Origin of the sequence: Pseudomonas protegens (assembly GCF_013407925.2) — a bacterium.
In the GTDB taxonomy this organism is placed as follows: domain Bacteria; phylum Pseudomonadota; class Gammaproteobacteria; order Pseudomonadales; family Pseudomonadaceae; genus Aquipseudomonas; species Aquipseudomonas fluorescens_AP.
Map to the genome: position 1 here is coordinate 2893746 of NZ_CP060201.1, position 20818 is coordinate 2914563.

Consider the following 20818-nt stretch of genomic DNA (forward strand, 5'->3'; position numbering starts at 1 on the left):
GCACTCACGGCTATGGCGTTTAAACGCTCTTCTACCGATGAAACAAAAAGACCCGCCCACGAGAGATCGCGGCGGGCCTTTTATTATTTTGAAATATGGCTCTTGGCCACAGGCGTTGGGGGCGAATCCTATCTGCGCCCTGAACAACGTGTCAATTTCGTGAATCGTCTTTGAATAGCTGAAAATATTCTAAGAACTGCGGGCTAGAGCATTGCCAGCTGCACGCTATGGCTGTCGACAAATTGTTCGAAGTGGGTGACTTTGCCGTTTTTGAGGGTCCACAAGTGGGCCACTCGCACATCGATCGGCTTGCCCGAGGCCTTGTAGATGCCTTGGTAGTTGCCATAGGCGAAGACCTTGTCGCCCTGGGCCACGTAGTTTTCCACCTTGAAGGTGAAGTCATGCCACTCCGAGCCCAGGCGCTTGAAAACATGCTCCAGCACCGCCTCGAAGCCGACGTAGGTGCCGGCATAGGGAAAGCCCGCCGCTTCAGTCCAACGTGCATCAGGGGCCAGGGCCGCGGCGGTGTTGCGCGCATTTTCCTGGGAGTTGGCACCTTCGTAGGTGCTCTTGATCAACGCGAGGTTATCCATGGGTGACTCCATGCAGGTCAGGTGAGTTCAGAGCGCGCAACCGTCCAGGCCAAAGGCGTGGAGCGCGCCGTCTTGCGGGCCGGAACCAGCGCCCAGGGAGGTTTGCAGCCAGTGGGCGAACGCCTCGGGCTTGCCCAGCCAGGGGCTGATATCGAGCAACTGATAGCGGCCATCGCGCTCCAGCGCCAGGGTCGGGAAACCCTGACCGCCGACTTTGGCCAGCAGCGCGCGACTGGCCTTTATGTGCTCATCCAGCTCAGTGGCCGTGGCCCGATCGAGAGCCGGGGCGAATGCCTCGACAGCCAAGCCCAGGCCCTGCGCCAGTTCCAGCAGGACCTCGCGATCGGCAATCCGCCGGCCTTCCAGGTAATGGGCGGTCTGCAGGCGCCCCAGCAACTCCAGTCCGCGTCCACCCAGGGCCTCGGCCGCCAGTACCGCGGCAATCGGCGGCGCCGAATCGAAAACCGCCGAATGGTCGCGCAGCAGGCCTTCGAAATAGGCCTGGCCGAAAGGCTGCCCGGTGTACTCGGCGATGCGCCGGTCATGGGGCATGACGTAATCACGCAGCTGTGGCGACACCGGCTGGCGGTTGCGGCCGGTCATCATGCCGCCTCCATGGGCCTGTACCGGCAATACCGCGCGGGCTGCCTGCACCAGCGGCTTGGCGCCGTAGCACCAGCCGCACAACGGGTCATAGATGTAGTGAAGGGTGGCCGAGGACATGGGGGACTCCAACAGGATCTTGAGTGTTCGATGGCAGGCAGACTATGCCCCGGGCGCCAGGGGAAAAACCTCGAAATGGTTGTTAGTCTGTTGCGCGAACCGGACGAATCTCCCTGTTTAGTCCGCGTATGCGGGCAGATAAGGCAGCGACATAATTAGAAACAATAGAGCAAGGGCGCCATAAGAGAATAATTAACGCAAGTAAATAGCACGCATTATCATTTGCATCCCTCGACTCACCTTGCTTTCGGATGCGCTTCAGATGCCTGCCCATTTCCGCCTTACGCCCCTGTCCCTGGGACTCTGCACCCTGCTGACCGCCGGTTTTGCCTGCGCCGCCAGCACCACCCTGCCAACCACCTCCATCAGCGCCGAAGCCGAGGCCGATCCCGACGATCCCCGGGTCAAGGAAGTCAGCACCGCCACCCGCACCGCCACCGCCGCGCGCTACGTGCCCCAGGCCATCGACACGATCAAGACCGCCAATGTGCTGGACTACGGCGTCAATGATCTGGGCAACGCCCTGAGCGGCATTCCCAACGTCAGCAGCGGCGCCGACACGCGCTTCGACAGCCTGCGAATTCGCGGTTTCGACGCCAGCAACGACTTCTACCTGGACGGCATCCGCGACGACAGCCAGTACGTGCGCGACCTGCACAACATCGAGCGCATCGAAGTGCTCAAGGGCCCGGCGGCGGTGCTCTACGGCCGTGGCAGCCAGGGTGGCATCGTCAACCGGGTGAGCAAGCTGCCGGAGTTCGGTCGCCGTTCCAGCGTCGAAGTCCAGGGCGGCAGCCAGGACCTGCGCAGCCTGTATGCCGACCTCAGCACCGATCCCACCGAGAACCTCAGCCTGCGCCTGAACCTGGGCAACGAGGACCGCAACAGCTTCCGCAATGGCGTCAGCGGCAACCGCCAGCTGTTCGCGCCATCCATGAGCTGGCAATTGACCCCGGATCTGAACTGGCTGGTGCAATACGAATACAGCCGCTACAACCGCACCCCGGACCGCGGCATCACCAGCCTCAACGGCCGCCCGGCGAACGTCGGCCGGGAAACCACCTACGGCGACCACCGCGACTACATCGATGACAAGGCCCAATCCCTGCGCTCCAAATTGAGCTACGAGCTGAGCGATAGCTGGCAGCTGCGCCACACCTTGGGGGTGTTCAAGCTCGACAGCGATTTCGACAACACCTACCAGACCGGCTACAACGCCAGCACCGGCAAGGTGCAACGCCAACGCTGGCAGCAGGATCTGAAGACCCGCAACGTCTACAACAACAGCGAGCTGGAGGGTCGTTTCGACACCTTCGGCCTGGAACACCGCCTGCTCACCGGCCTGGAATTCGGCAGCCAGCGCCGCGACCCGATCCTCTACAACGCTGCCACCTCGGGCCCCGGCAGCCAGGCAGTGCCTGAAGTGGACCTGTACACTCCCAATCCATACCAGAGCCACACCGGGCGCATGCAGGTTTCCAGCAACAACCACACCGAAGTGGAAAGCCGGGCGCTCTACGTGCAGGACCAACTGCGCCTGAACGATCAGTGGCAACTGCTGGCCGGTCTGCGTTACGACAACTTCGAAGTGCAGACCACCAACCGCCGCACCGGGGTATCCGACAGTCGCGCCAGCCACAGCGTCAGCCCGCGCCTGGGGGTGGTCTGGACACCGCTGGAGCACCACTCGTTCTATGCCTCCTGGAGCAAGTCGTTCGCACCGGTGGGCGGCGGCCTGATCGGCATCACCCCGAACGCCCCGGGCAACGGCAATGACCTGAGCCCGGAACTGACCCGACAGAAGGAAGTCGGGGTCAAGAGCGACTGGCTGGACGAGCGCCTGAGCACCACCCTGGCGGTGTACGAGCTGGAACTCTACAACCGCCGCACCACCGATCCGCTGGACCGCAACATCATCCTCATGACCGGCCTGCAACGCTCCCGGGGTATCGAGTTGACCGCCAGCGGCAAGCTCGTCGGCAACTGGTACCTGCGTGGCGGCATCGGCCTGCAGGACGCGGTGGTGGTCAAGGACAACAACGGCTTCGAAGACAAGCGGGTGAACAACGTGGCCAAGCGCAATGGCAGCCTGTTCATCACCTGGAAACCGGAGCTGGGCTGGTACGCCGAAACCGGCCTGACCCTGGTGGGCGACCGTTACGCCGACAGCAGCAACACCGTGGTGCTGCCGGGCTATGGCCGCTGGGATGCCCTGGCCGGCTACAGGCACAAGGACTGGGACGTGCGCGCGGCGCTGAACAACATCGCCGACCGCGAGTACTACAGCTCGGCCACCAGCGCCTTCCAGATCCAGCCAGGAGATCCGCGCAGCCTGGTGGTCACCGGCAACTACCGCTTCTAAAACGCCCAGCCAAAAAAAAGCGCTGCCATCCCGGCAGCGCTTTTTACAATCCGTCGTTTTCTATCCTTTCACCACATCCCACAGTGCCTGCAGTTCCGCCTCGCTGAGCAATCCAGCGGGGTAACGCTCAACGATGATCCGGCGCGGATCAGGTTCCCTGATCTGACGCGTTCCATTGGACTTCAACCATTGCGCCAGAGCCTGCAGCGACTCGTTACTCATTGCCAAGGGATGGGACGTCCGCTCGCTGACCATGTTCATTCCAGCGCTCTCTCCTGGTATCTGAGCGGCCTAACTTATCCAAGGTTTATGACAGAACAACAAATGTTCCACATGTCTCAGAATCACCCCAAGGCAGATACAAGAGCTATGCCAATGTGTCGGATGCGCCGACATACGGCCATGAAAAAGCCCGCAACCCCTCTGGGCTGCGGGCTCGCTGACAAGCCTCAGGACCGATACAGCGACCTGCCTTGTGCGGCCGCTGTTACAACGGCACTCAAACTCGCTGTGGCGCAGGCTGTTGTTGGGTAAGGCAATGGATATTGCCGCCCCCCAGTAACAGTTCGCGCCCGGGCACCATCACCACTTCATGCTCGGGGAACAGCGTCTGCAGGATGGCCTTGGCCGAGGCATCCATCGGGTCGTCAAAACTCGGTGCAATGATCCCGCCATTGACGATCAGGAAGTTCACATAGGAACCGGCCAGGCGCACCGAGGGATTGCGCTCCTGGCTGCCTTGCACGGCATCGACACCGGCGCATTCCTCTTCGGTGGCATACAAGGGACCGGGAATCGGCATCTTGTGCACCTTGAAGGTGCGGCCCTTGGCGTCGAGGGTGTTTTCCAGCACCTGCATGGCCGCCCGGCAACGTGGATAGTTCGGGTCCTGGGGATCGTCGGTCCAGGCCAGCAACACTTCACCCGGACGCACGTAGCAGCAGAAGTTATCCACATGACCGTCGGTTTCATCGTTGTACAGGCCGTCCGGCAGCCAGACGATGCGCTCCACTGACAGATGCTCGCGCAGCACCGCCTCGATCTGCTCGCGGGACAGGTGCGGGTTGCGGTTGTGGTTGAGCAGGCATTCCTCGGTGGTGATCAGCGTGCCTTCGCCGTCGACGTGAATCGAACCGCCTTCGAGCACGAAGCCCTCGGTGCGGTATTCCTGGCAGCGCTCGATTTCCAGCACCTTGCTGGCCACCTGCTCGTCACGATTCCAGGGCGCGTACAGACCGCCCTCGAAACCGCCCCAGGCATTGAAGCCCCAGTGCACGCCGCGCACTTCGCCGCTGTGGTTGATGACGAAAGTCGGGCCAGTGTCGCGGACCCAGGCATCGTCACTGGACATTTCCACCAGGCGGATATTGGGCACGTCCAGGCGCGCCCGGGCGTTTTCATACTGGGCCGCGGACACCGCCACGGTTACCGGTTCAAAGCGCGCGATGGCCTTGGCCACCGCGGCGTGGGCGGCCTGGGCCGGCTTGCCGCCCAGGCGCCAGTTGTCAGGGCGCTCGGGCCAGATCATCCAGGTCTGGGTCTGGGTCGCCCATTCGGCCGGCATGTAGAAACCGTCGGCGCGCGGTGTGCTGTGCAAAGTGCTCATAGTGTTCAGGACTCCAGGGAACCGTCGAGGGTTTTCAGCGCGCCATAGAGGTTCGGACGACGGTCACGGAAACTGCCCCAGGCGCTGCGGATGTGTTCGAGCTCGTCGAGGTCGAAGCGGTGCACAAGGATACCTTCTTCAGTTTGGTTGAGCTCCTGAACCTTCTCGCCAAACTGATTGGCGATAAACGACGAGCCGTAGAAGGTGATGTCGTAGCCGTCCTGCTCTTCGTTGCCGATGCGGTTGCTGGCAATCAGCGGCATCAGGTTGGCCCCGGCATGGCCCTGCTGCACCCGCTGCCAGTGATCGCGAGAGGAAATGCTGCTGTCGTGGGGCTCGCTGCCGATGGCGGTCGGGTAGAACAGCAGCTCCGCGCCTTGCAGGGCCATGCTGCGGGCGCACTCGGGGAACCACTGGTCCCAGCAGATGCCCACGCCGATCTTCGCGTAGCGGGTGTTCCACACCTTGAAGCCGGTATCGCCCGGATTGAAGTAGTACTTCTCGTGGTAGCCGGGGCCATCCGGGATATGGCTTTTCCGATAAATCCCCAGGTTGCTGCCGTCGGCATCGATGATCGCGATGCTGTTGAAACGCGCCCGCCCGGCCAACTCGTAGAAGCTGATGGGCAGCACCACTTGCAACTCCCGGGCGACTTTCTGGAAGTGCGCGATGGCCACGTTGCTGTCCACCGTGGTGGCCAGTTGCAAATAGTCCGGGTTGGGCTTCTGGCAGAAGTACGGGGCCTCGAACAGTTCCTGGATGAGGATGATCTGCGCGCCCTTGGCGGCGGCTTCACGGACCAGTTTTTCGGCGGTTTCCAGATTGGCCTCAAGGTCCCAGGAACAGGCCATCTGGGTAGCGGCGACGGTAACGATACGGCTCATGGAACAACTCCCGGGCAATGGACGCGGTCGATGACAACGGATAGGAAAAGGACGGGGCACGACAAGGTCGCGCCTGACGACGGTCACTTTATATCCGATAAATATCGACTTAAAAAGCCGCATAGATCTTTATCGCGAAAAATATCCGACAAAATACCGATAACAATCGAGTAACCATAAACACATTCGCCGGTAAGCCGGCTCCTACTGAGGGGTGCAGGAGCCGGCTTGCCGGCGAATGGAGCTGAACGCAAGCGAACGACGAGCCGTTACAGCTCCTCGCCCAGCACCTTGTCCAGCATGTCGACGAAGAAATCCACGCTCTGTCGGCTGGTGACCATCGGCGGCTTGATCTTGAGGATGTTCAAGTGATCGCCGGTGGGTTGCATGAAGATCCCCAGTTCCCGCAGGCGATCGCACAGCAGGGTGGTTTCCTCGGTGGCCGGCTCCAGGGTCTGGTGATCGCGGATCAGTTCCAGCCCCAGGTAGAAACCGGAACCGTGCACCGCACCCACCAGCGGATGCCGTTCCTTGAGCGCCTCCAGGCGCTGCTTGAAGTGTTCGCCCACCACCCGGGCGTTGTCCCAGAGCCCTTCCTCCTGCATCACATCCAGCACCGCAAGGCCAATGCGGCAACTGACCGGGCTGCCGCCGGATGAAGAGAAGAAATAGCCTTCGGCCTCCAGCGCCTCGGCGATTTCGCGCCGGGTGATCACCGCGCCCAGAGGCTGGCCGTTGCCCATGCCCTTGGCCATGGTGATGATGTCCGGCACCACGCCCTGCTCCTCAAAGCCCCAGAAGAACTGGCCCATGCGCCCGTAACCCACCTGGACCTCATCGGCGATGCACACCCCGCCCCGCGCCCGGACTCGCTCGTAGACGGCCTGCAGATAGCCCGGCGGCAGGGCGATGCCGCCGGCGTTGCCATACACCGGTTCGCAGATGAAGCCGGCCAACTGGCGATCCTGCTGCTCCAGCTTGTGCAACTGCTGGTCGACGCTGCGCAGGTACTGCGGCGTGCTGTGCGCTCCGCGGAACTCGCCACGATAGGTGTTGGGCGCCGTGACCGGGTGCACCCAGTCCGGGCGGCTGGTGAGGGCCTGGGGATTGTCGGCGATGGAGGTGGACACCGCATCGGCGGCCACCGACCAGCCGTGATAGGCCTCCAGCACGCTGAGCATGTCGCGCCCGCCGCTGTAGGCCCAGGCCAGGCGGATCGCCAGATCATTGGCCTCGGTGCCGCTGTTGACCAGGAACACCCGGTCCATGGAGTCCGGCGCCAGGGCCAGCAGGCGCTCGGAAAACTCGGCGATCGCGGCATAGTGAAAACGCGAATTGGTATTGAGCAGCGACCATTGACGGGCCGCCACGGCCGCCATGCGTGGGTGGCCATGACCGAGCACCGCGACGTTGTTGAGCATGTCCAGGTAGGAACGCCCCTGCATGTCGATCAGGTGATTGCGCCAACCGCGTTCGATCCGCGGCGGGTCGACGTAGTAGTGCTTCTGCGAGCGCGCAAAGCTGGCATCGCGGCGTTCCAGCAGGGTCTGTGGATCCAGCTCCGGTTCAGCATCGCAGGCCAGCCCCAGCAGCGCCGCCGGCGAGGGGCACAGGGCTTGCCAGGCCGGGGCCCGGGACGGGCTGCAAAACAGCGGTGGGTCCAGTTCGGCCCCCCGGCACAGCTGGACCTTGAGCCGGCCATCTGCCGCCACCTCGCCCAGCACCTGGCCCTTGACCAGGGCCGCACCCGCTTGCAGTGAAGGCTCGACGCCCCACAGGTGCACGCTCAGGGTCGGGCCATCGAGGCGCAACAGGCCCTGCTCGCCACGGTGCAGGACCCCGGCGAACGGTGCTTCCACCGCGGTGCCCGCCGGGACTTGCAGTTGCACATGCAAGGGACAGGTTTGCGGCTCCTCGGCACTGTCGGGACGGGTTTGCGACAGACGGTACTGACCGTATCGGCTGGCGGCCAGACCATGGGCGGCACCGGCTTCGGCCAGCAGCCGATCATCGATTCCCGGCTGTTCCCAGTTGCCGGCTTCGAAGTGCGGGCTGAGCACGCCCAGGTCGATCAGAGCAAACTCGCGGCCCACCAGGCTTGGCAACAGCGGGGCAAAACCATCGCTACCGATGGCTGGCAGCGACTGACCCACGGCGCTGAGGATGGCCGCTTCCATGAACTCGAAAGACACGGAGCTGGCCACGCGGAAAATTTCCCACTCATGGGCCAGGTTCGCACGGGAATAGTCGTTGCCCGGATCGATGCTGACCTGCTGCTCGCCACTGAGCACCAGCACCGCGGCACGGGCCACGATCAGTGGCCAGAGCGCCAGCAGCTCCGCCCGTTGCAACGGATTGACCTGGTGATAGGCCTGGATCGCCGGCAGGATGCGCAGCGGATCGCCCTCGGCGTGATGCAACAGCGCGGCGCAGGTCACCGACAGATCGGTGATGCGCCAGGTGCGGATCAGGTCGCCGAAATCAATCACCCCCTGCAACTGCCAGTGGCGCAACGCATCGCGCTGCCAGACCACGTTGTCATCGGTGATGTCCATATGGATCGCCTGCACCGGCAACTGCGCGAGCAGAGGCTGCAGGCGTCGCTCGGCGCGCTGCGCGCTGTCGGCGATCAAGGCCCGTTGCTGCGGGTCGCGGATCACGGGCAACAAATGCCCGATCAACGCCTGGGCATGCCGCGCATCCCACTGCAGGGTGCGCTCCAGGCCCGGGTGCTGGAAGTCCGCCAGGGCCAGGTCCATCTGCCCGCAGAGCCGGCCCAGGCCCGCCACCAGTTCCACGCCCAGGTGCGGCAGATGGGTCAGGGAGCGCCCTTCTATATAGTCCAGCAGACGCACGTGCAGCGCTTGCCCGGCAATTTCCAGGGACAGAAGGTCCGCACCGTTCTTTGCCGGAATCACCCTCGGCACTCGCAGTTCGGGATGCTGCTGCAGATGCTTGAGAGCCGCGTGCTGCGCCTGCAACTCCAGGACCGAATAGTCGCCGCGACAGATCTTCAGGACAAAGCGCCCCTGGGGACAGTCGAGGCGATAGTTGAGGTCCTGCTGGCTGCCCAGGGACTGCAGGGTCCCCTGCAGGCCGTAATGGGTTGCCAACAGCTCCAGCGCTTGCTGCGCGCTAACCTGTGGACTGGGCAGACTAGCACGGTGGATCAAGGTGGCGAGCAACATACAACGACCCCTGGAATTGTTATAGGCCGCTTATATCGCCATTGTGCAGGGCGTTGCGCAACCCCCGCGCACCACACATGGCCAGACTCCGGTCCGCCATGGTTGCCAGTGAACGCACCACAACTGGTTACCGAGAGTGGCCTCATCAATCAGTGCCTATTGCACCCGGGGCAGCTTGCCGACAAGCTATGCTGCATTTTTTGCGGTACATGACCGTTTTCTAGGATACAGGCCACCCCACATGCGCATTCTCATCACCGGCGGAGCCGGTTTTATCGGCTCGGCTTTGGTCCGCCATCTGATCCAGTACACGGAACACGAAGTCCTCAACCTGGACAAACTGACCTACGCGGGCAACCTGGAATCGCTGCAGAGCATCGCCAGCAACAGCCGCTATGAGTTCGTCAAGGCGGACATCGTCGACCAGGCCACGGTCAGCGCCGTGCTCGCGCGCTTCCAGCCCCAGGCGATCATGCACCTGGCGGCAGAGTCCCATGTCGATCGCTCCATCGATGGGCCGTCGGATTTCATCCAGACCAATATCGTTGGCACCTACAGCCTGCTGGAAGCGACCCGCGGCTACTGGCATAAATTGCCCGAAGCGGAAAAAGCCGCCTTCCGCTTCCACCATATTTCCACCGACGAGGTCTATGGCGACCTGCATGGCTTAGACGATCTGTTCACCGAAACCACGCCCTACGCCCCCAGCTCGCCCTACTCCGCCAGCAAGGCTGCGTCCGACCATCTGGTCCGCGCCTGGCAGCGCACCTACGGCCTGCCGGTGCTGATCACCAACTGCTCCAACAACTACGGCCCGTTCCACTTCCCCGAGAAACTGATCCCGCTGGTAATCCTCAATGCCCTGGCTGGCAAGCCCCTGCCGGTGTATGGCAACGGCCTGCAGGTGCGCGACTGGCTGTACGTCGAGGATCACGCCCGGGCCCTGTTCAAGGTGGTGACCGAGGGCGTGGTCGGCGAGACCTACAACATCGGCGGCCATAACGAGCAGAAAAATATCGACGTGGTGCGCGGAATCTGCAGCCTGCTGGAAGAGCTGGCCCCGCAAAAACCCCAGGGCGTCGCGCACTACGCCGACCTGATCACCTTCGTCCAGGATCGTCCTGGCCACGACCTGCGTTACGCCATCGATGCCGGCAAGATCGAGCGGGAACTGGGCTGGGTGCCGGAAGAAACCTTCACCAGCGGGCTGCGCAAGACCGTGCAGTGGTACCTGGAAAATCTCGAGTGGTGCCGCCGGGTACAGGACGGCAGTTATCAGGGCGAACGCCTGGGCTCCACTAACATCAAGGATCTGATTGCATGATCAAAGGCATTGTTCTGGCGGGCGGTTCCGGCACCCGTCTGCACCCCATCACCCTCGGCGTTTCCAAGCAACTGTTGCCAATCTACGACAAGCCGATGATCTACTACCCGATCTCGGTACTGATGCTGGCCGGTATCCAGGACATCCTGATCATCTCTACCCCCCAGGACCTGCCGCAATACCGCAACCTGCTAGGTGATGGCAGCCAGTTCGGCGTGCGCTTCAACTACGCCGAACAGCCTTCGCCGGACGGCCTGGCCCAGGCCTTCCTGATCGGCGAGGAGTTCATCGGTGATGACCCGGTGTGCCTGATCCTCGGCGACAACATCTTCCACGGCCAATACTTCGGCGAACAACTGCGCGATGCTGCCAAGCGCAGCTCCGGGGCCACGGTGTTCGGCTACTGGGTCAAGGATCCGGAGCGTTTCGGCGTCATCGATTTCGACAGCGAAGGCCGCGCCCTGTCCATTGAAGAGAAACCCAAGAAGCCGAAATCCAGCTACGCCGTCACCGGCCTGTATTTCTACGACAACGACGTGGTGCAGATCGCCAAGGCGGTCAAGCCTTCGCCCCGTGGCGAACTGGAGATCACCGACGTCAACAACGCCTACCTCAAGCGTGGCGACCTGCATGTGGAGCGCTTCGGCCGTGGCTTCGCCTGGCTCGACACCGGAACCCACGACAGCTTGCTGGAAGCCTCGCAGTACGTGCAGACCATCGAGCACCGCCAGGGCCTGAAGGTGGCCTGCCTGGAAGAGATCGCCTACGAAAACCACTGGATCAGCCGCGAGCACCTGCTGGAGCGCGCCGCCTATTTCGGCAAGACCGGTTATGGCCAGTACCTGTTCACCCTGGCAGGAGAAGCACAATGAATATCATTGAGACTGCGCTTTCCGGGGTCTTGATCATCGAACCCAAGGTCTTCGGTGATGAGCGTGGTTTTTTTTACGAAAGCTTCAATGCAAAAGCCTTCGAAGAGGCTTCCGGCCTGAAAAAGCAGTTTGTTCAGGATAATCATTCTCGATCAGTGAAAAATGTGCTGCGTGGCCTGCACTACCAGATAGAGCACTCACAAGGAAAGCTCGTCAGGGTGACCGCCGGTGAAGTACTGGATGTGGCGGTGGATATCCGCCGCAGCTCTCCTAGTTTCGGCCGCTGGGCAAGTGTTCGCCTGTCCGCAGAGAACAATCGTCAGCTATGGATTCCCGAAGGGTTCGCCCATGGTTTCGTAGTGCTCAGCGACTCCGCCGAGTTCCTCTACAAGACCACTGATTACTACACGCCATCCGCTGAGCGTTGCATTCGCTGGGACGACCCGACTCTGGCCATCGATTGGCAATTGCAGGAACCACCAACCCTCTCAGCCAAGGACCAGAATGGCAAAAGTCTGAAAGAAGCCGACCTGTTTCCATGACCACACCCTTGAAAATCCTCATCAGCGGCCAGCACGGCCAGGTCTCCCGGGAGTTGCAGCAGCGACTCAGCGACCTGGGCGAACTGGTGGTCCTGGGCCGCGAGCAGTTGGATCTGAGCCACCCGGAGCAGATCCGCCAGCAAGTACGAGCCGTGCGTCCGCACCTGATCATCAATGCCGCCGCCCACACCGCTGTCGATCAGGCCGAAAGCGAGCCGGAGCTGGCCTTTGCAATCAACGCCAGGGCCCCCGGGATCTTCGCCGAAGAAGCCCAGGCCCTGGGCGTGCCGCTGATCCACTACTCCACCGACTACGTGTTCGACGGGCGCAAGGACAGGCCCTATGTGGAGGACGACGAGCCCAATCCACTGGGGGTCTACGGCCAGAGCAAACTGGCCGGCGAGCGGGCCATCAGCCAGGTGCAGGGCCAGCACCTGATCCTGCGCACCAGCTGGGTCTACGCCAGCCATGGCAAGAACTTCCTGCTGACCATGCAGCGCCTGCTGCAGGAGCGCCCCGAGCTACGGGTGGTGGCCGACCAGATCGGCGCACCGACCTGGGCCGGCACCATCGCCAACAGCACTCGCGCCCTGATCGAACGCTGGCTGGCAGGCAAACCGGGCGCCTGGGGCACCTACCACCTCAGCGCCCAGGGCGAAACGTCCTGGTTCGGCTTCGCCCAGGCCATCGGCGAGCAGTTGCTGGCCACCGGCAAACCCTGCGCCGTGCTGCAAGCCATCCCCTCCAGCGCCTACCCGACACCGGCTCCGCGGCCGCTCAACTCGCGCCTGGACTGCAGCCGCCTGGCTCGGGAATGGGGCGTGACCCAGCCGGACTGGCACAGCGCACTGCGCGAGTGTCTTGCCGAGCAGGGCTAGGCATAATGCGCCTGTATCCACAGGCGCCTTTTCCATGACTCCACCTCTTCCCCGTCGTCCCCGCTGGCGCAGCCTGGCCTTGCTGGCCCTGTGCCTGGCGCCGCTGCTGTGGCCGCTGGAGCATCTGGCGGAACGCTACTACCGCAACGAGTTGACCAGCCAGAATCGCCAGACCCTCGACCTGTACGTGGCCAACCTGCTGGGCACCCTGCACCGCTACGAAGTGCTGCCGCAGATTCTCGGCGACCTGCCGGCCCTGCGCGCGGTGCTGGGCGCTCCCGACGATGGCGTGACCCAGGGCAACGCCAACCGCCTGCTGAAGAACATCAGCGCCCAGACCGGGGCCGAAGTCATGTACCTGATGGACGCCAGCGGCAAGACCCTGGCGGCCTCCAACTGGGACAAGCGCGACAGCTTCGTCGGCCGCAATTTCGCCTTCCGCCCCTATTTCAGCGAAGCCATGGCCGGGCGCCTCGGACGCTTCTTCGGCCTGGGCACCACCTCGGCCAAGCGCGGCTACTTCTTCGCCGCCGCGGTGCGCGACGGCGAGCGGATCCTCGGCGTGCTGGTGGTCAAGGTCGACCTGGACCACACCGAAAGCCTCTGGGGCCGGACCCCGGAGCAATTGCTGCTGACCGACCACAATGGCGTGGTGATCATCACGTCGCGCCCTGAATGGCGCTTTCGCGCGACCCGTCCCTTGAGCGACGAAGAGCGCCAGGCGATCGTCGCCATCCAGCCCTACCCGACCCAGGACCCGCGCCCGCTGAACCTCAATCCCGATGCCTGGCTGACCCAGACCCAGCAGATCGAGGAAACCCATTGGAGCGTCAGCATCCTCGCTCCGCGCACCCTGATCGACCGTCCGGTGCGCACCGTGGTGGCGGTGGGCGCCGCGGCGCTGCTGGCGCTGATGCTGCTGCTGGGGCTGATGATGCAGCGTCGCCGCCATTATCTGGAACGGATCGCCTTCGAAGCCAAGGCCCGGCGTGAACTGGAGATGCGCGTGGCCGAGCGCACCAGTGACCTGGAAAGCCTCAACCGGCGCCTGAAACAGGAAGTGCTGGAACGTGAAACCGCGCAGCAGGAACTGGTGCGCGCCCAGGACGATCTGGTCCAGGCCGGCAAGCTCTCGGCCCTGGGCACCATGTCGGCGAGCATCAGCCATGAACTCAACCAGCCCCTGGCGGCGATCCGCAGCTACGCGGAAAACGCCGAGGTGCTGCTGGACCACCAACGCACCGACGACGCTCGGGGCAATCTCAAGCTGATCAGCGAACTGACCGGGCGCATGGCTTCGATCATCGCCCACCTGCGGGCCTTCGCCCGACGCGATCATCACGCCCCGGAAAGCGTGGCCCTGCAGCCGGCCCTGGATGACGCCCTGGCCCTGCTGGCCAAGCGCCGCCGGGCGATGGAAGTGGAACTGATCCGCGACCTGCCGGCCGCCACCCTGTGGGTCGAGGCCGGGGAAACCCGCCTGCGCCAGGTGCTGGGCAACCTGCTGGCCAACGCCCTGGATGCCCTGACCGAAAAAGGCCCGCCGCGCAAACTCTGGCTGAGTGCCGAATCCACCGCCACGGGCGTCAACCTGTACATCCGCGACAACGGCCCGGGCTTCTGCATGGAAGCCCTGGGCCGCGCCGGCGAGCCGTTCTACACCACCAAGACACGGACCCAGGGCCTGGGCCTGGGGCTGGCGATCTGCGACACCCTGATGCGCGCCTTCGGCGGTGAGCTGTCGTTCGCCAATCACCGCGAAGGCGGCGCCCTGATCACCCTGCGCCTGCGCGCCGGGGCCCCCGGGGTCAGCCTGCAACCCTCCGAGGATCGCGGGGTATGAAGCGCAGCGGCAATCACCTGGCAATCACGCCCGGCCCGGCGTTGCCGGCCACGACACGACCTGGAAAGTGAGCGATGACCCGTCCCGACAGCCTCGACCCTCAGTTGCAAGTGGTGTTGATCGACGACGATCCGCACCTGCGCCAGGCCCTGAGCCAGACCCTGGACCTGGCCGGGCTCAAGGTGCTGTCCCTGGCCGAGGCCCAGGGCCTGGCCCCGCGCCTGGAGCGGGACTGGCCGGGCGTGGTGGTCAGCGACATCCGCATGCCCGGCATGGATGGCCTGGAACTGCTCACCCAGTTGCATGCCCAGGACCCGGAACTGCCGGTGCTGCTGATCACCGGCCACGGTGACGTGCCCCTGGCGGTGCAAGCAATGCGCGCCGGCGCCTACGACTTTCTGGAAAAGCCCTTCGCCAGCGACGCCCTGCTGGACAGCGTGCGCCGCGCCCTGGACTGGCGGCGCCTGGTGCTGGACAACCGCAGCCTGCGTCTGGCCCTAAGCGACCGCCAGGAACTCAGTGCGCGGCTGGTGGGCCAGTCGGCGCCGATGCTGCGTCTGCGCCAGCAGATCGGTGCGCTGGCGGCGACCCGGGCCGATGTGCTGATCCTCGGCGAAACCGGCGCCGGCAAGGAAGTGGTAGCCCGCGCCCTGCACGACCTCTCGGGGCGGCGCAACGGGCCGTTCGTGGCGATCAATGCCGGCGCCCTGGCCGAGTCGGTGGTGGAAAGCGAACTGTTCGGCCATGAACCTGGGGCCTTTACCGGCGCGCAGAAGCGCCGCATCGGCAAGTTCGAATTCGCCAACGGCGGCACCCTGTTCCTCGACGAAATCGAAAGCATGAGCCTGGATGTCCAGGTCAAGCTGCTGCGCCTGCTGCAGGAGCGGGTGGTCGAGCGCCTGGGCGGCAACCAGCAGATCCCCCTGGATATCCGCATCATCGCCGCGACCAAGGAAGACTTGCGACAGGCCGCGGACCAGGGACGCTTTCGCGCCGACCTTTACTACCGCCTGAACGTCGCCCCGTTGCGCATTCCGCCACTGCGCGAACGCGGCGAGGCCGTACTGATGCTGTTCCAGCACTTTGCCGACGAGGCCAGTACCCGCCACGGCCTGCCGCTCCAGGAACTGCAACCCGGGCATCGTGCCCTGCTGTTGCGACACAACTGGCCGGGCAACGTGCGCGAGCTGCAAAACGCCGCCGAGCGCTTTGCCCTGGGCCTGGAACTGGCCCTGGACAACAACGAGCAGGAACCTGGCGCCGTCACCGCCCAGACCCCGATCAGCGGCGGCTTGAGCGAGCAGGTGGAACACTTCGAAAAGAGCCTGATCGCCGCCGAAATGGCCCAGCCCCACAGCTCCCTGCGCAGCCTTGCCGAAGCCCTGGGCATTCCGCGCAAGACCCTGCACGACAAGCTGCGCAAACACGGCCTGAGCTTCGCCGACAGCGGTGCCAGCCAACCCGGCGATGAGTCCGAATGAACCGCACCATCCACCCTTCCACCCTTGAGGCTCGTGCATGAACCGCGACAGTCGCTACCTGGAATCCATCCTCCACCACGACATTCCCCTGACCCGGGACATGGGCCTGAAGGTACTCGACTGGCAGGCGCAACAGCTGCGCCTGCAACTGCCGCTGGAGGCCAACGTCAACCACAAGAGCACCATGTTCGGCGGCAGCCTGTATTGCGGCGCGGTACTGGCCGGTTGGGGCTGGCTGCATTTGCGGCTCAAGGAAGAGGGGATTGATGACGGGCATATCGTCATCCAGGAAGGGCAGATCAGCTACCCGCTGCCGGTCACCGGCGATGCCGTGGCGATCTGCCCGGCGCCGGAGGACAAGGTCTGGAAGAAATTTCTCTCGATGTACCAGCGTTACGGCCGCGCCCGCCTGACCTTGCACACCCGGGTGGTGAACATCGGCAGCGACGACGACGCCGTGCGCTTTGCCGGTCAGTACGTCCTGCATCGCTAACCCGTTTCGGAACCGGCTCAAATCTGTAGGAGCTGGCTTGCCAGCGAAGAGGCCGGAAACTCCTGCACAGGGCTCAAGCGCCCCTTCGCCGGCAAGCCGGCGCCTACACAAGAGGTTGCAGAGGCAAGTCGCCGCGGGCGATCAGGCGCGGGCCAGCTCCAGCAGTTTGCCGCGCCAAGCCGCCTTGGCCGGTAGCGCCAGGAAAAAGCCGTTAAGCAACGACTCCCGCGGTGGATAGCAGAACGGCGCACCGGCAAGATCCAGCACTTCCCCACCCGCCCCTTCGAGCACGCCCTGGGCCGCCGCGGTGTCCCATTGGGAGGTCGGCGCCAGGCGCGGATAACAATCGGCCGCGCCTTCGGCCAGCAGGCAGAATTTCAGCGAGCTGCCGATATTGGCCAATTGCAATTCACCCAGGGCAGCGCTCAAGCCACCCAGCAGGCGCTCCTGATCCGGGCTCGAATGGCGCCGGCTGGCCACCACGGTAAAAGCCTCGCCAGCACCTGGCTGCTCACGCACCCGGATCGCTTGCGGCGCCTGCCCCTGATCCACGCGCCAGGCGCCAAGGCCAGCGCCGCCGAGATAGCAACGGCCATTGGTGGGCATCGACACCACGCCAAACACCACCCGCCCCTGTTCGATCAGGGCGATGTTGACGGTGAACTCCTCGCTGCCGGAGATGAACTCCTTGGTGCCATCCAGCGGGTCCACCAGCCACCAGCGCTGCCAACCGGCCCGAGTAGCTTGGGGAATGTCGGCGTCCTCTTCGGAGAGCACCGGGATGCTCGGGTCCAGGGCCTTGAGGCCGGCGACGATCAAGTGGTGGGCCGCAAGATCGGCGGCGGTCACCGGCGATTCGTCCGCCTTGTGGTTGACCGCTACTTCGGCGCGCCAGAACGGCAGGATCGCCTCGCCAGCGCGCAGGGCCAGCTCGGCCACCGGCGCCAATAAAGGATGGGGAAAATTCATCGAGGTCATGCTCATGCTGGAAAGGCTCCGCGCTGGCTCAGCAGGTCGCGGGCCAGGTACAGCGCGGCCAGGGCCCGGCCTTCGCTGAACTGAGGATTCTGCGCCAGGCTGGCCAGCTCGCGCAGGTTGATCTTGTCGACCCGCATCGGCTCCGGCTCATCGCCCTCCAGGCGCTCTTCATACAAATCGGTGGCCAATACCACCTGGATCTTCTGGCTCATGTAGCCCGGGGACAACGACAGCTCGGTCAGGTGCTCCAGTTGCCGCGCGCCAAACCCGGCTTCTTCCTTGAGTTCACGCTCGGCCGCCGCCAGCACATCTTCTCCCGGCTCGATCAGGCCCTTGGGCAGGGACAGCTCGTAGGCGTCGGTGCCGCCGCAATATTCCTCCACCAGCACCGCGTGCTCGGCATCAAGCATGGCCACGATCATCACCGCGCCATAGCCCGCGCCCTTGCCCACCAGGCGCTCATAAGTGCGTTCCACGCCATTGGAAAACCGCAACTGCACCTCTTCGACACAGAACAGACGACTGGTGGCGACGATCTCGCGGGCGAGTACAGTGGGTTTCTGGCGCATAGCGGGCTCCTTGGCGATAGCGGGTTACTATACAGGCTGTTTTCTTACCGCTGGAGAAGTGTTCAATGGCCCTGCTGCCCTGGCGCGATATCGATACCGTCCTGCTGGATATGGACGGCACCCTGCTGGATCTGCACTACGACAACCACTTCTGGATGGAACACTTGCCCCAGCGCTACGCCGAGTTGCACGGGGTCAGCCGGGCCATGGCCGAGCTTGAGCTGCAACCTTTGTTCGAACGCAATGCCGGTCAGTTGCAGTGGTATTGCCTGGACTTCTGGAGCGCCGAACTGAAGCTCCCGGTGCGCCAGCTGAAGCTGGAAACGGCCCACCTGATTGCCCTGCGCCCGGATGCCGACACCTTTCTCGCCGCCATCAAGAAGGCTGGCAAGCGGGTGATCCTGATCACCAACGCCCATCGTGATTCCCTGTCGTTGAAGCTGGAACGGATCGAACTGGCGCCTAACTTCGAGCGCCTGATCAGCTCCCACGACTACGGGTTCCCCAAGGAAAATCCACAGTTCTGGGATGCGCTGCGGGCCGATATCCAGTTCGACCCGGCCCGCAGCCTGTTCATCGACGACACCTTGCCGATTCTGCGCAGTGCGCGGGAGTTCGGCGTGGCGCAGTTGCTGGCGGTCAGCCGGCCGGACAGTCGCAAAGGCCCCAAGGACACCGCGGAGTTCGCGGCGCTGGAGGATTACCGGGCGTTGATCGAAGGGCTGTGAATGCCTTCGCGGGCAAGCCCGCTCCTACACCATCCCGTAGGAGCGGGCTTGCCCGCGAAAACAGGCTCGATCATTCAGGAATGCGCAGCACCTGACCCGGGTAGATCTTGTCCGGGTGCGACAGCAGCGGCTTGTTGGCCTCGAAAATCTTGTGGTACTGGTTGGCGTCGCCGTATTGCACCTTGGCGATGGCGCTCAGGGTGTCGCCCTTCTTCACGGTGACGAACACCGCAGAAACCACCACGGGACCGGTCACCGCGATCTGGTCCTCGACACTGCCGACACCGGCGATATTGCCCAGGGCCAAGAGGATCTTTTCTTTCTCTTCCTGGCTCGCCACTTCACCGCTCACCGTGACCTTGTCGCCTTCCACCGTGGCATGGACATTGGGATTGCCCAAGCCGACCTTTTCAATGTGCGCCTTGAGCTGCTCGCTGGCATTGGCATTGCCCGGGGTCAGCAGGTCGATCAGTTTTTCACCGGCTTCTTTCACAAAGCTGAAAATGCTCATGTCGCACACTCCTTGGTTGATAGATCCAGACGCGAAAGACTAGACCAGCCCAGGACCATGAGGTTCCCGGGCGACGGGTGACCCAGGCCCCGCGCCGACACGGTAGAATCCCGGCCTTTTGCCGCGCCGGAGCGACGATGGACCTCAAGCAGCTGAAATTCCTCATCGCCCTCGACGAAACCCGCCACTTCGGCCAGGCCGCCGCGCGCTGCCACATCACCCAGCCAACCCTGTCCATGCGCCTGCGCAGCCTCGAAGCAGAGCTCGACCTGCCCCTGGTCAACCGTGGCCAGCGCTTCGAAGGCTTTACCGCCCCCGGCGAGCGGGTACTGGCCTGGGCCCGCAGCGTGATGACCGCCTATGACGGCCTGCTGGCCGAGGCCGCCGCCTGCCGCGGCAATCTGGTGGGCACCCTGCGCCTGGGGGTGGTGCCGCTGTCGAGCTTCGACCCGCTGCCGCTGCTGCAGCGGCTGAATGCCGGCCACCCGAACCTGCGCTTCGAACTCTCGTCCCTGAGCTCGGAGCAGATCCTCGAACAGCTGGCGAGCAATCGCCTGGACCTCGGCGTGTCGTATCTGGAGCGCCTGGACAGCGAGCTCTTCGACGCCCTGCCTCTGGAGCCCACCCACATGGGCCTGCTCTACGACCAGCGGCACTTCAGCTTCGGCGAGCAGCCCCTGAGCTGGGAGTCGCTGATCGAACTGCCCCTGGGCCTGCTCACCAGCGGCATGCACTTTCGCCAGTCCATCGACCACCACTTCCACATTCGCGGCCTGCAGCCTCAGCCGCTGCTGCAGACCGACGCGGTCCATCAGTTGCTGCGCCTGGTCCACGGCGGCCTGTGCTGCGCGGTGATGCCCCTGGACAGCGGCCTGGAGATCCTCACCGAGCACCTGCGGCTGCAACCGATCGCCGACGCCCAGACCCTGGCCCGCCTGGGCCTGATCATGCGCCGCAGCGCACCACGTTCGGCCCTGGCACAGGCCTGCTTCGATCTCTACCGACAATCCTTCCCTGGCCCTTGATCGACGCCATCTATCAATAGATCAGTAGTAGCAATTAGACGCGACACAATGCCGCGCTTAGTCTTGGGACCCGATGACCGCTGGTCCCTCACTCCATGCCAGCCCCGGCAACTCCCGCACCCGCGCTCGGCGCCAGCCAGACCCACTGCGACCTTGAGCGCCCGCCAGCGGATGACACCAGCCAGGCCATGCGATGGCCGCGTCATCACCGCCTCAAC

At 63.9% G+C, this 20818-nt stretch carries 19 protein-coding genes; 10 read left to right on the forward strand and 9 right to left on the reverse strand.

Annotated elements, in window-relative coordinates:
• Window positions 1-203: 203 nt before the first annotated feature.
• A complete protein-coding gene (locus GGI48_RS13335) occupies window positions 204-593 on the reverse strand; it encodes a nuclear transport factor 2 family protein (RefSeq protein WP_016963609.1) in 390 nt (129 codons plus the stop codon).
• A 27-nt stretch (window positions 594-620) separates the two neighbouring features.
• Window positions 621-1316, reverse strand: coding sequence for a DsbA family protein (locus GGI48_RS13340; RefSeq protein WP_179598659.1), 696 nt, complete (start codon window positions 1314-1316; stop codon window positions 621-623).
• A gap of 262 nt (window positions 1317-1578) precedes the next feature.
• Between GGI48_RS13340 and GGI48_RS13345 the strand changes: the two genes are divergently transcribed.
• Window positions 1579-3678: a TonB-dependent siderophore receptor gene (locus GGI48_RS13345; RefSeq protein ID WP_179598661.1), complete on the forward strand. Its 2100-nt coding sequence runs from the start codon at window positions 1579-1581 to the stop codon at window positions 3676-3678.
• A gap of 60 nt (window positions 3679-3738) precedes the next feature.
• Here GGI48_RS13345 and GGI48_RS13350 read toward each other — a convergent pair whose 3' ends face one another.
• The 4 genes from GGI48_RS13350 to GGI48_RS13365 all read right to left on the reverse strand — a co-directional run bounded on the left by GGI48_RS13350 (window position 3739) and on the right by GGI48_RS13365 (window position 9356).
• On the reverse strand, window positions 3739-3939 hold the full coding sequence (locus tag GGI48_RS13350) for a hypothetical protein (protein ID WP_016963613.1): 201 nt from the start codon (window positions 3937-3939) through the stop codon (window positions 3739-3741).
• A gap of 238 nt (window positions 3940-4177) precedes the next feature.
• Entirely contained in the window at window positions 4178-5284 is a 1107-nt protein-coding gene (aguA, locus tag GGI48_RS13355; RefSeq protein WP_179598663.1) for an agmatine deiminase, read from the reverse strand.
• 5 nt (window positions 5285-5289) lie between these two features.
• Window positions 5290-6168 carry an N-carbamoylputrescine amidase gene (gene aguB, locus GGI48_RS13360; protein ID WP_016963615.1) on the reverse strand — a complete coding sequence of 293 codons (879 nt, stop codon included), beginning with the start codon at window positions 6166-6168 and terminating at the stop codon, window positions 5290-5292.
• A gap of 269 nt (window positions 6169-6437) precedes the next feature.
• Entirely contained in the window at window positions 6438-9356 is a 2919-nt protein-coding gene (locus GGI48_RS13365; RefSeq protein ID WP_179598664.1) for an aminotransferase, read from the reverse strand.
• A 241-nt stretch (window positions 9357-9597) separates the two neighbouring features.
• Between GGI48_RS13365 and rfbB the strand changes: the two genes are divergently transcribed.
• The 7 genes from rfbB to GGI48_RS13400 all read left to right on the forward strand — a co-directional run bounded on the left by rfbB (window position 9598) and on the right by GGI48_RS13400 (window position 16789).
• Window positions 9598-10680, forward strand: coding sequence for a dTDP-glucose 4,6-dehydratase (gene rfbB / locus GGI48_RS13370; RefSeq protein WP_179598666.1), 1083 nt, complete (start codon window positions 9598-9600; stop codon window positions 10678-10680).
• The gene (rfbA, locus tag GGI48_RS13375) at window positions 10677-11552 is read left to right on the forward strand and encodes a glucose-1-phosphate thymidylyltransferase RfbA (RefSeq protein WP_179598668.1); all 876 of its coding nucleotides are present in this window, start codon (window positions 10677-10679) and stop codon (window positions 11550-11552) included. The genes rfbB and rfbA overlap by 4 nt, the downstream gene beginning before the upstream one ends.
• Window positions 11549-12094: a dTDP-4-dehydrorhamnose 3,5-epimerase gene (gene rfbC / locus GGI48_RS13380; protein ID WP_179598670.1), complete on the forward strand. Its 546-nt coding sequence runs from the start codon at window positions 11549-11551 to the stop codon at window positions 12092-12094. The genes rfbA and rfbC overlap by 4 nt, the downstream gene beginning before the upstream one ends.
• A complete protein-coding gene (gene rfbD / locus GGI48_RS13385) occupies window positions 12091-12972 on the forward strand; it encodes a dTDP-4-dehydrorhamnose reductase (protein ID WP_179598672.1) in 882 nt (293 codons plus the stop codon). Before rfbC ends, rfbD begins: the two co-directional genes overlap by 4 nt.
• A 34-nt stretch (window positions 12973-13006) precedes the next feature.
• Complete coding sequence (locus GGI48_RS13390; protein ID WP_016963621.1) at window positions 13007-14815, forward strand: ATP-binding protein; 1809 nt, start codon at window positions 13007-13009, stop codon at window positions 14813-14815.
• Between the two features lie 74 nt (window positions 14816-14889).
• Window positions 14890-16296: a sigma-54-dependent transcriptional regulator gene (locus tag GGI48_RS13395; protein WP_179598674.1), complete on the forward strand. Its 1407-nt coding sequence runs from the start codon at window positions 14890-14892 to the stop codon at window positions 16294-16296.
• A 37-nt stretch (window positions 16297-16333) separates the two neighbouring features.
• On the forward strand, window positions 16334-16789 hold the full coding sequence (locus GGI48_RS13400; RefSeq protein ID WP_179598676.1) for a thioesterase domain-containing protein: 456 nt from the start codon (window positions 16334-16336) through the stop codon (window positions 16787-16789).
• Between the two features lie 141 nt (window positions 16790-16930).
• Here the strand turns inward: GGI48_RS13400 and cysQ are convergent, their stop codons facing one another.
• The gene (gene cysQ / locus GGI48_RS13405; RefSeq protein ID WP_179601987.1) at window positions 16931-17758 is read right to left on the reverse strand and encodes a 3'(2'),5'-bisphosphate nucleotidase CysQ; all 828 of its coding nucleotides are present in this window, start codon (window positions 17756-17758) and stop codon (window positions 16931-16933) included.
• 11 nt (window positions 17759-17769) lie between these two features.
• Window positions 17770-18336, reverse strand: a complete 567-nt coding sequence (gene nudE, locus GGI48_RS13410) for an ADP compounds hydrolase NudE (RefSeq protein WP_016963637.1) — start codon at window positions 18334-18336, stop codon at window positions 17770-17772.
• 65 nt (window positions 18337-18401) lie between these two features.
• Between nudE and yrfG the strand changes: the two genes are divergently transcribed.
• Complete coding sequence (yrfG, locus tag GGI48_RS13415) at window positions 18402-19064, forward strand: GMP/IMP nucleotidase (RefSeq protein WP_179598678.1); 663 nt, start codon at window positions 18402-18404, stop codon at window positions 19062-19064.
• A gap of 70 nt (window positions 19065-19134) precedes the next feature.
• On the opposite strand, the gene lysM is transcribed toward yrfG, so the two are convergent.
• Window positions 19135-19575 carry a peptidoglycan-binding protein LysM gene (gene lysM / locus GGI48_RS13420; protein ID WP_179598680.1) on the reverse strand — a complete coding sequence of 147 codons (441 nt, stop codon included), beginning with the start codon at window positions 19573-19575 and terminating at the stop codon, window positions 19135-19137.
• A gap of 137 nt (window positions 19576-19712) precedes the next feature.
• On the opposite strand from lysM, the gene GGI48_RS13425 reads away from it, so the two are divergent.
• A complete protein-coding gene (locus GGI48_RS13425; protein ID WP_103740877.1) occupies window positions 19713-20600 on the forward strand; it encodes a LysR family transcriptional regulator in 888 nt (295 codons plus the stop codon).
• Window positions 20601-20818 lie beyond the last annotated feature (218 nt).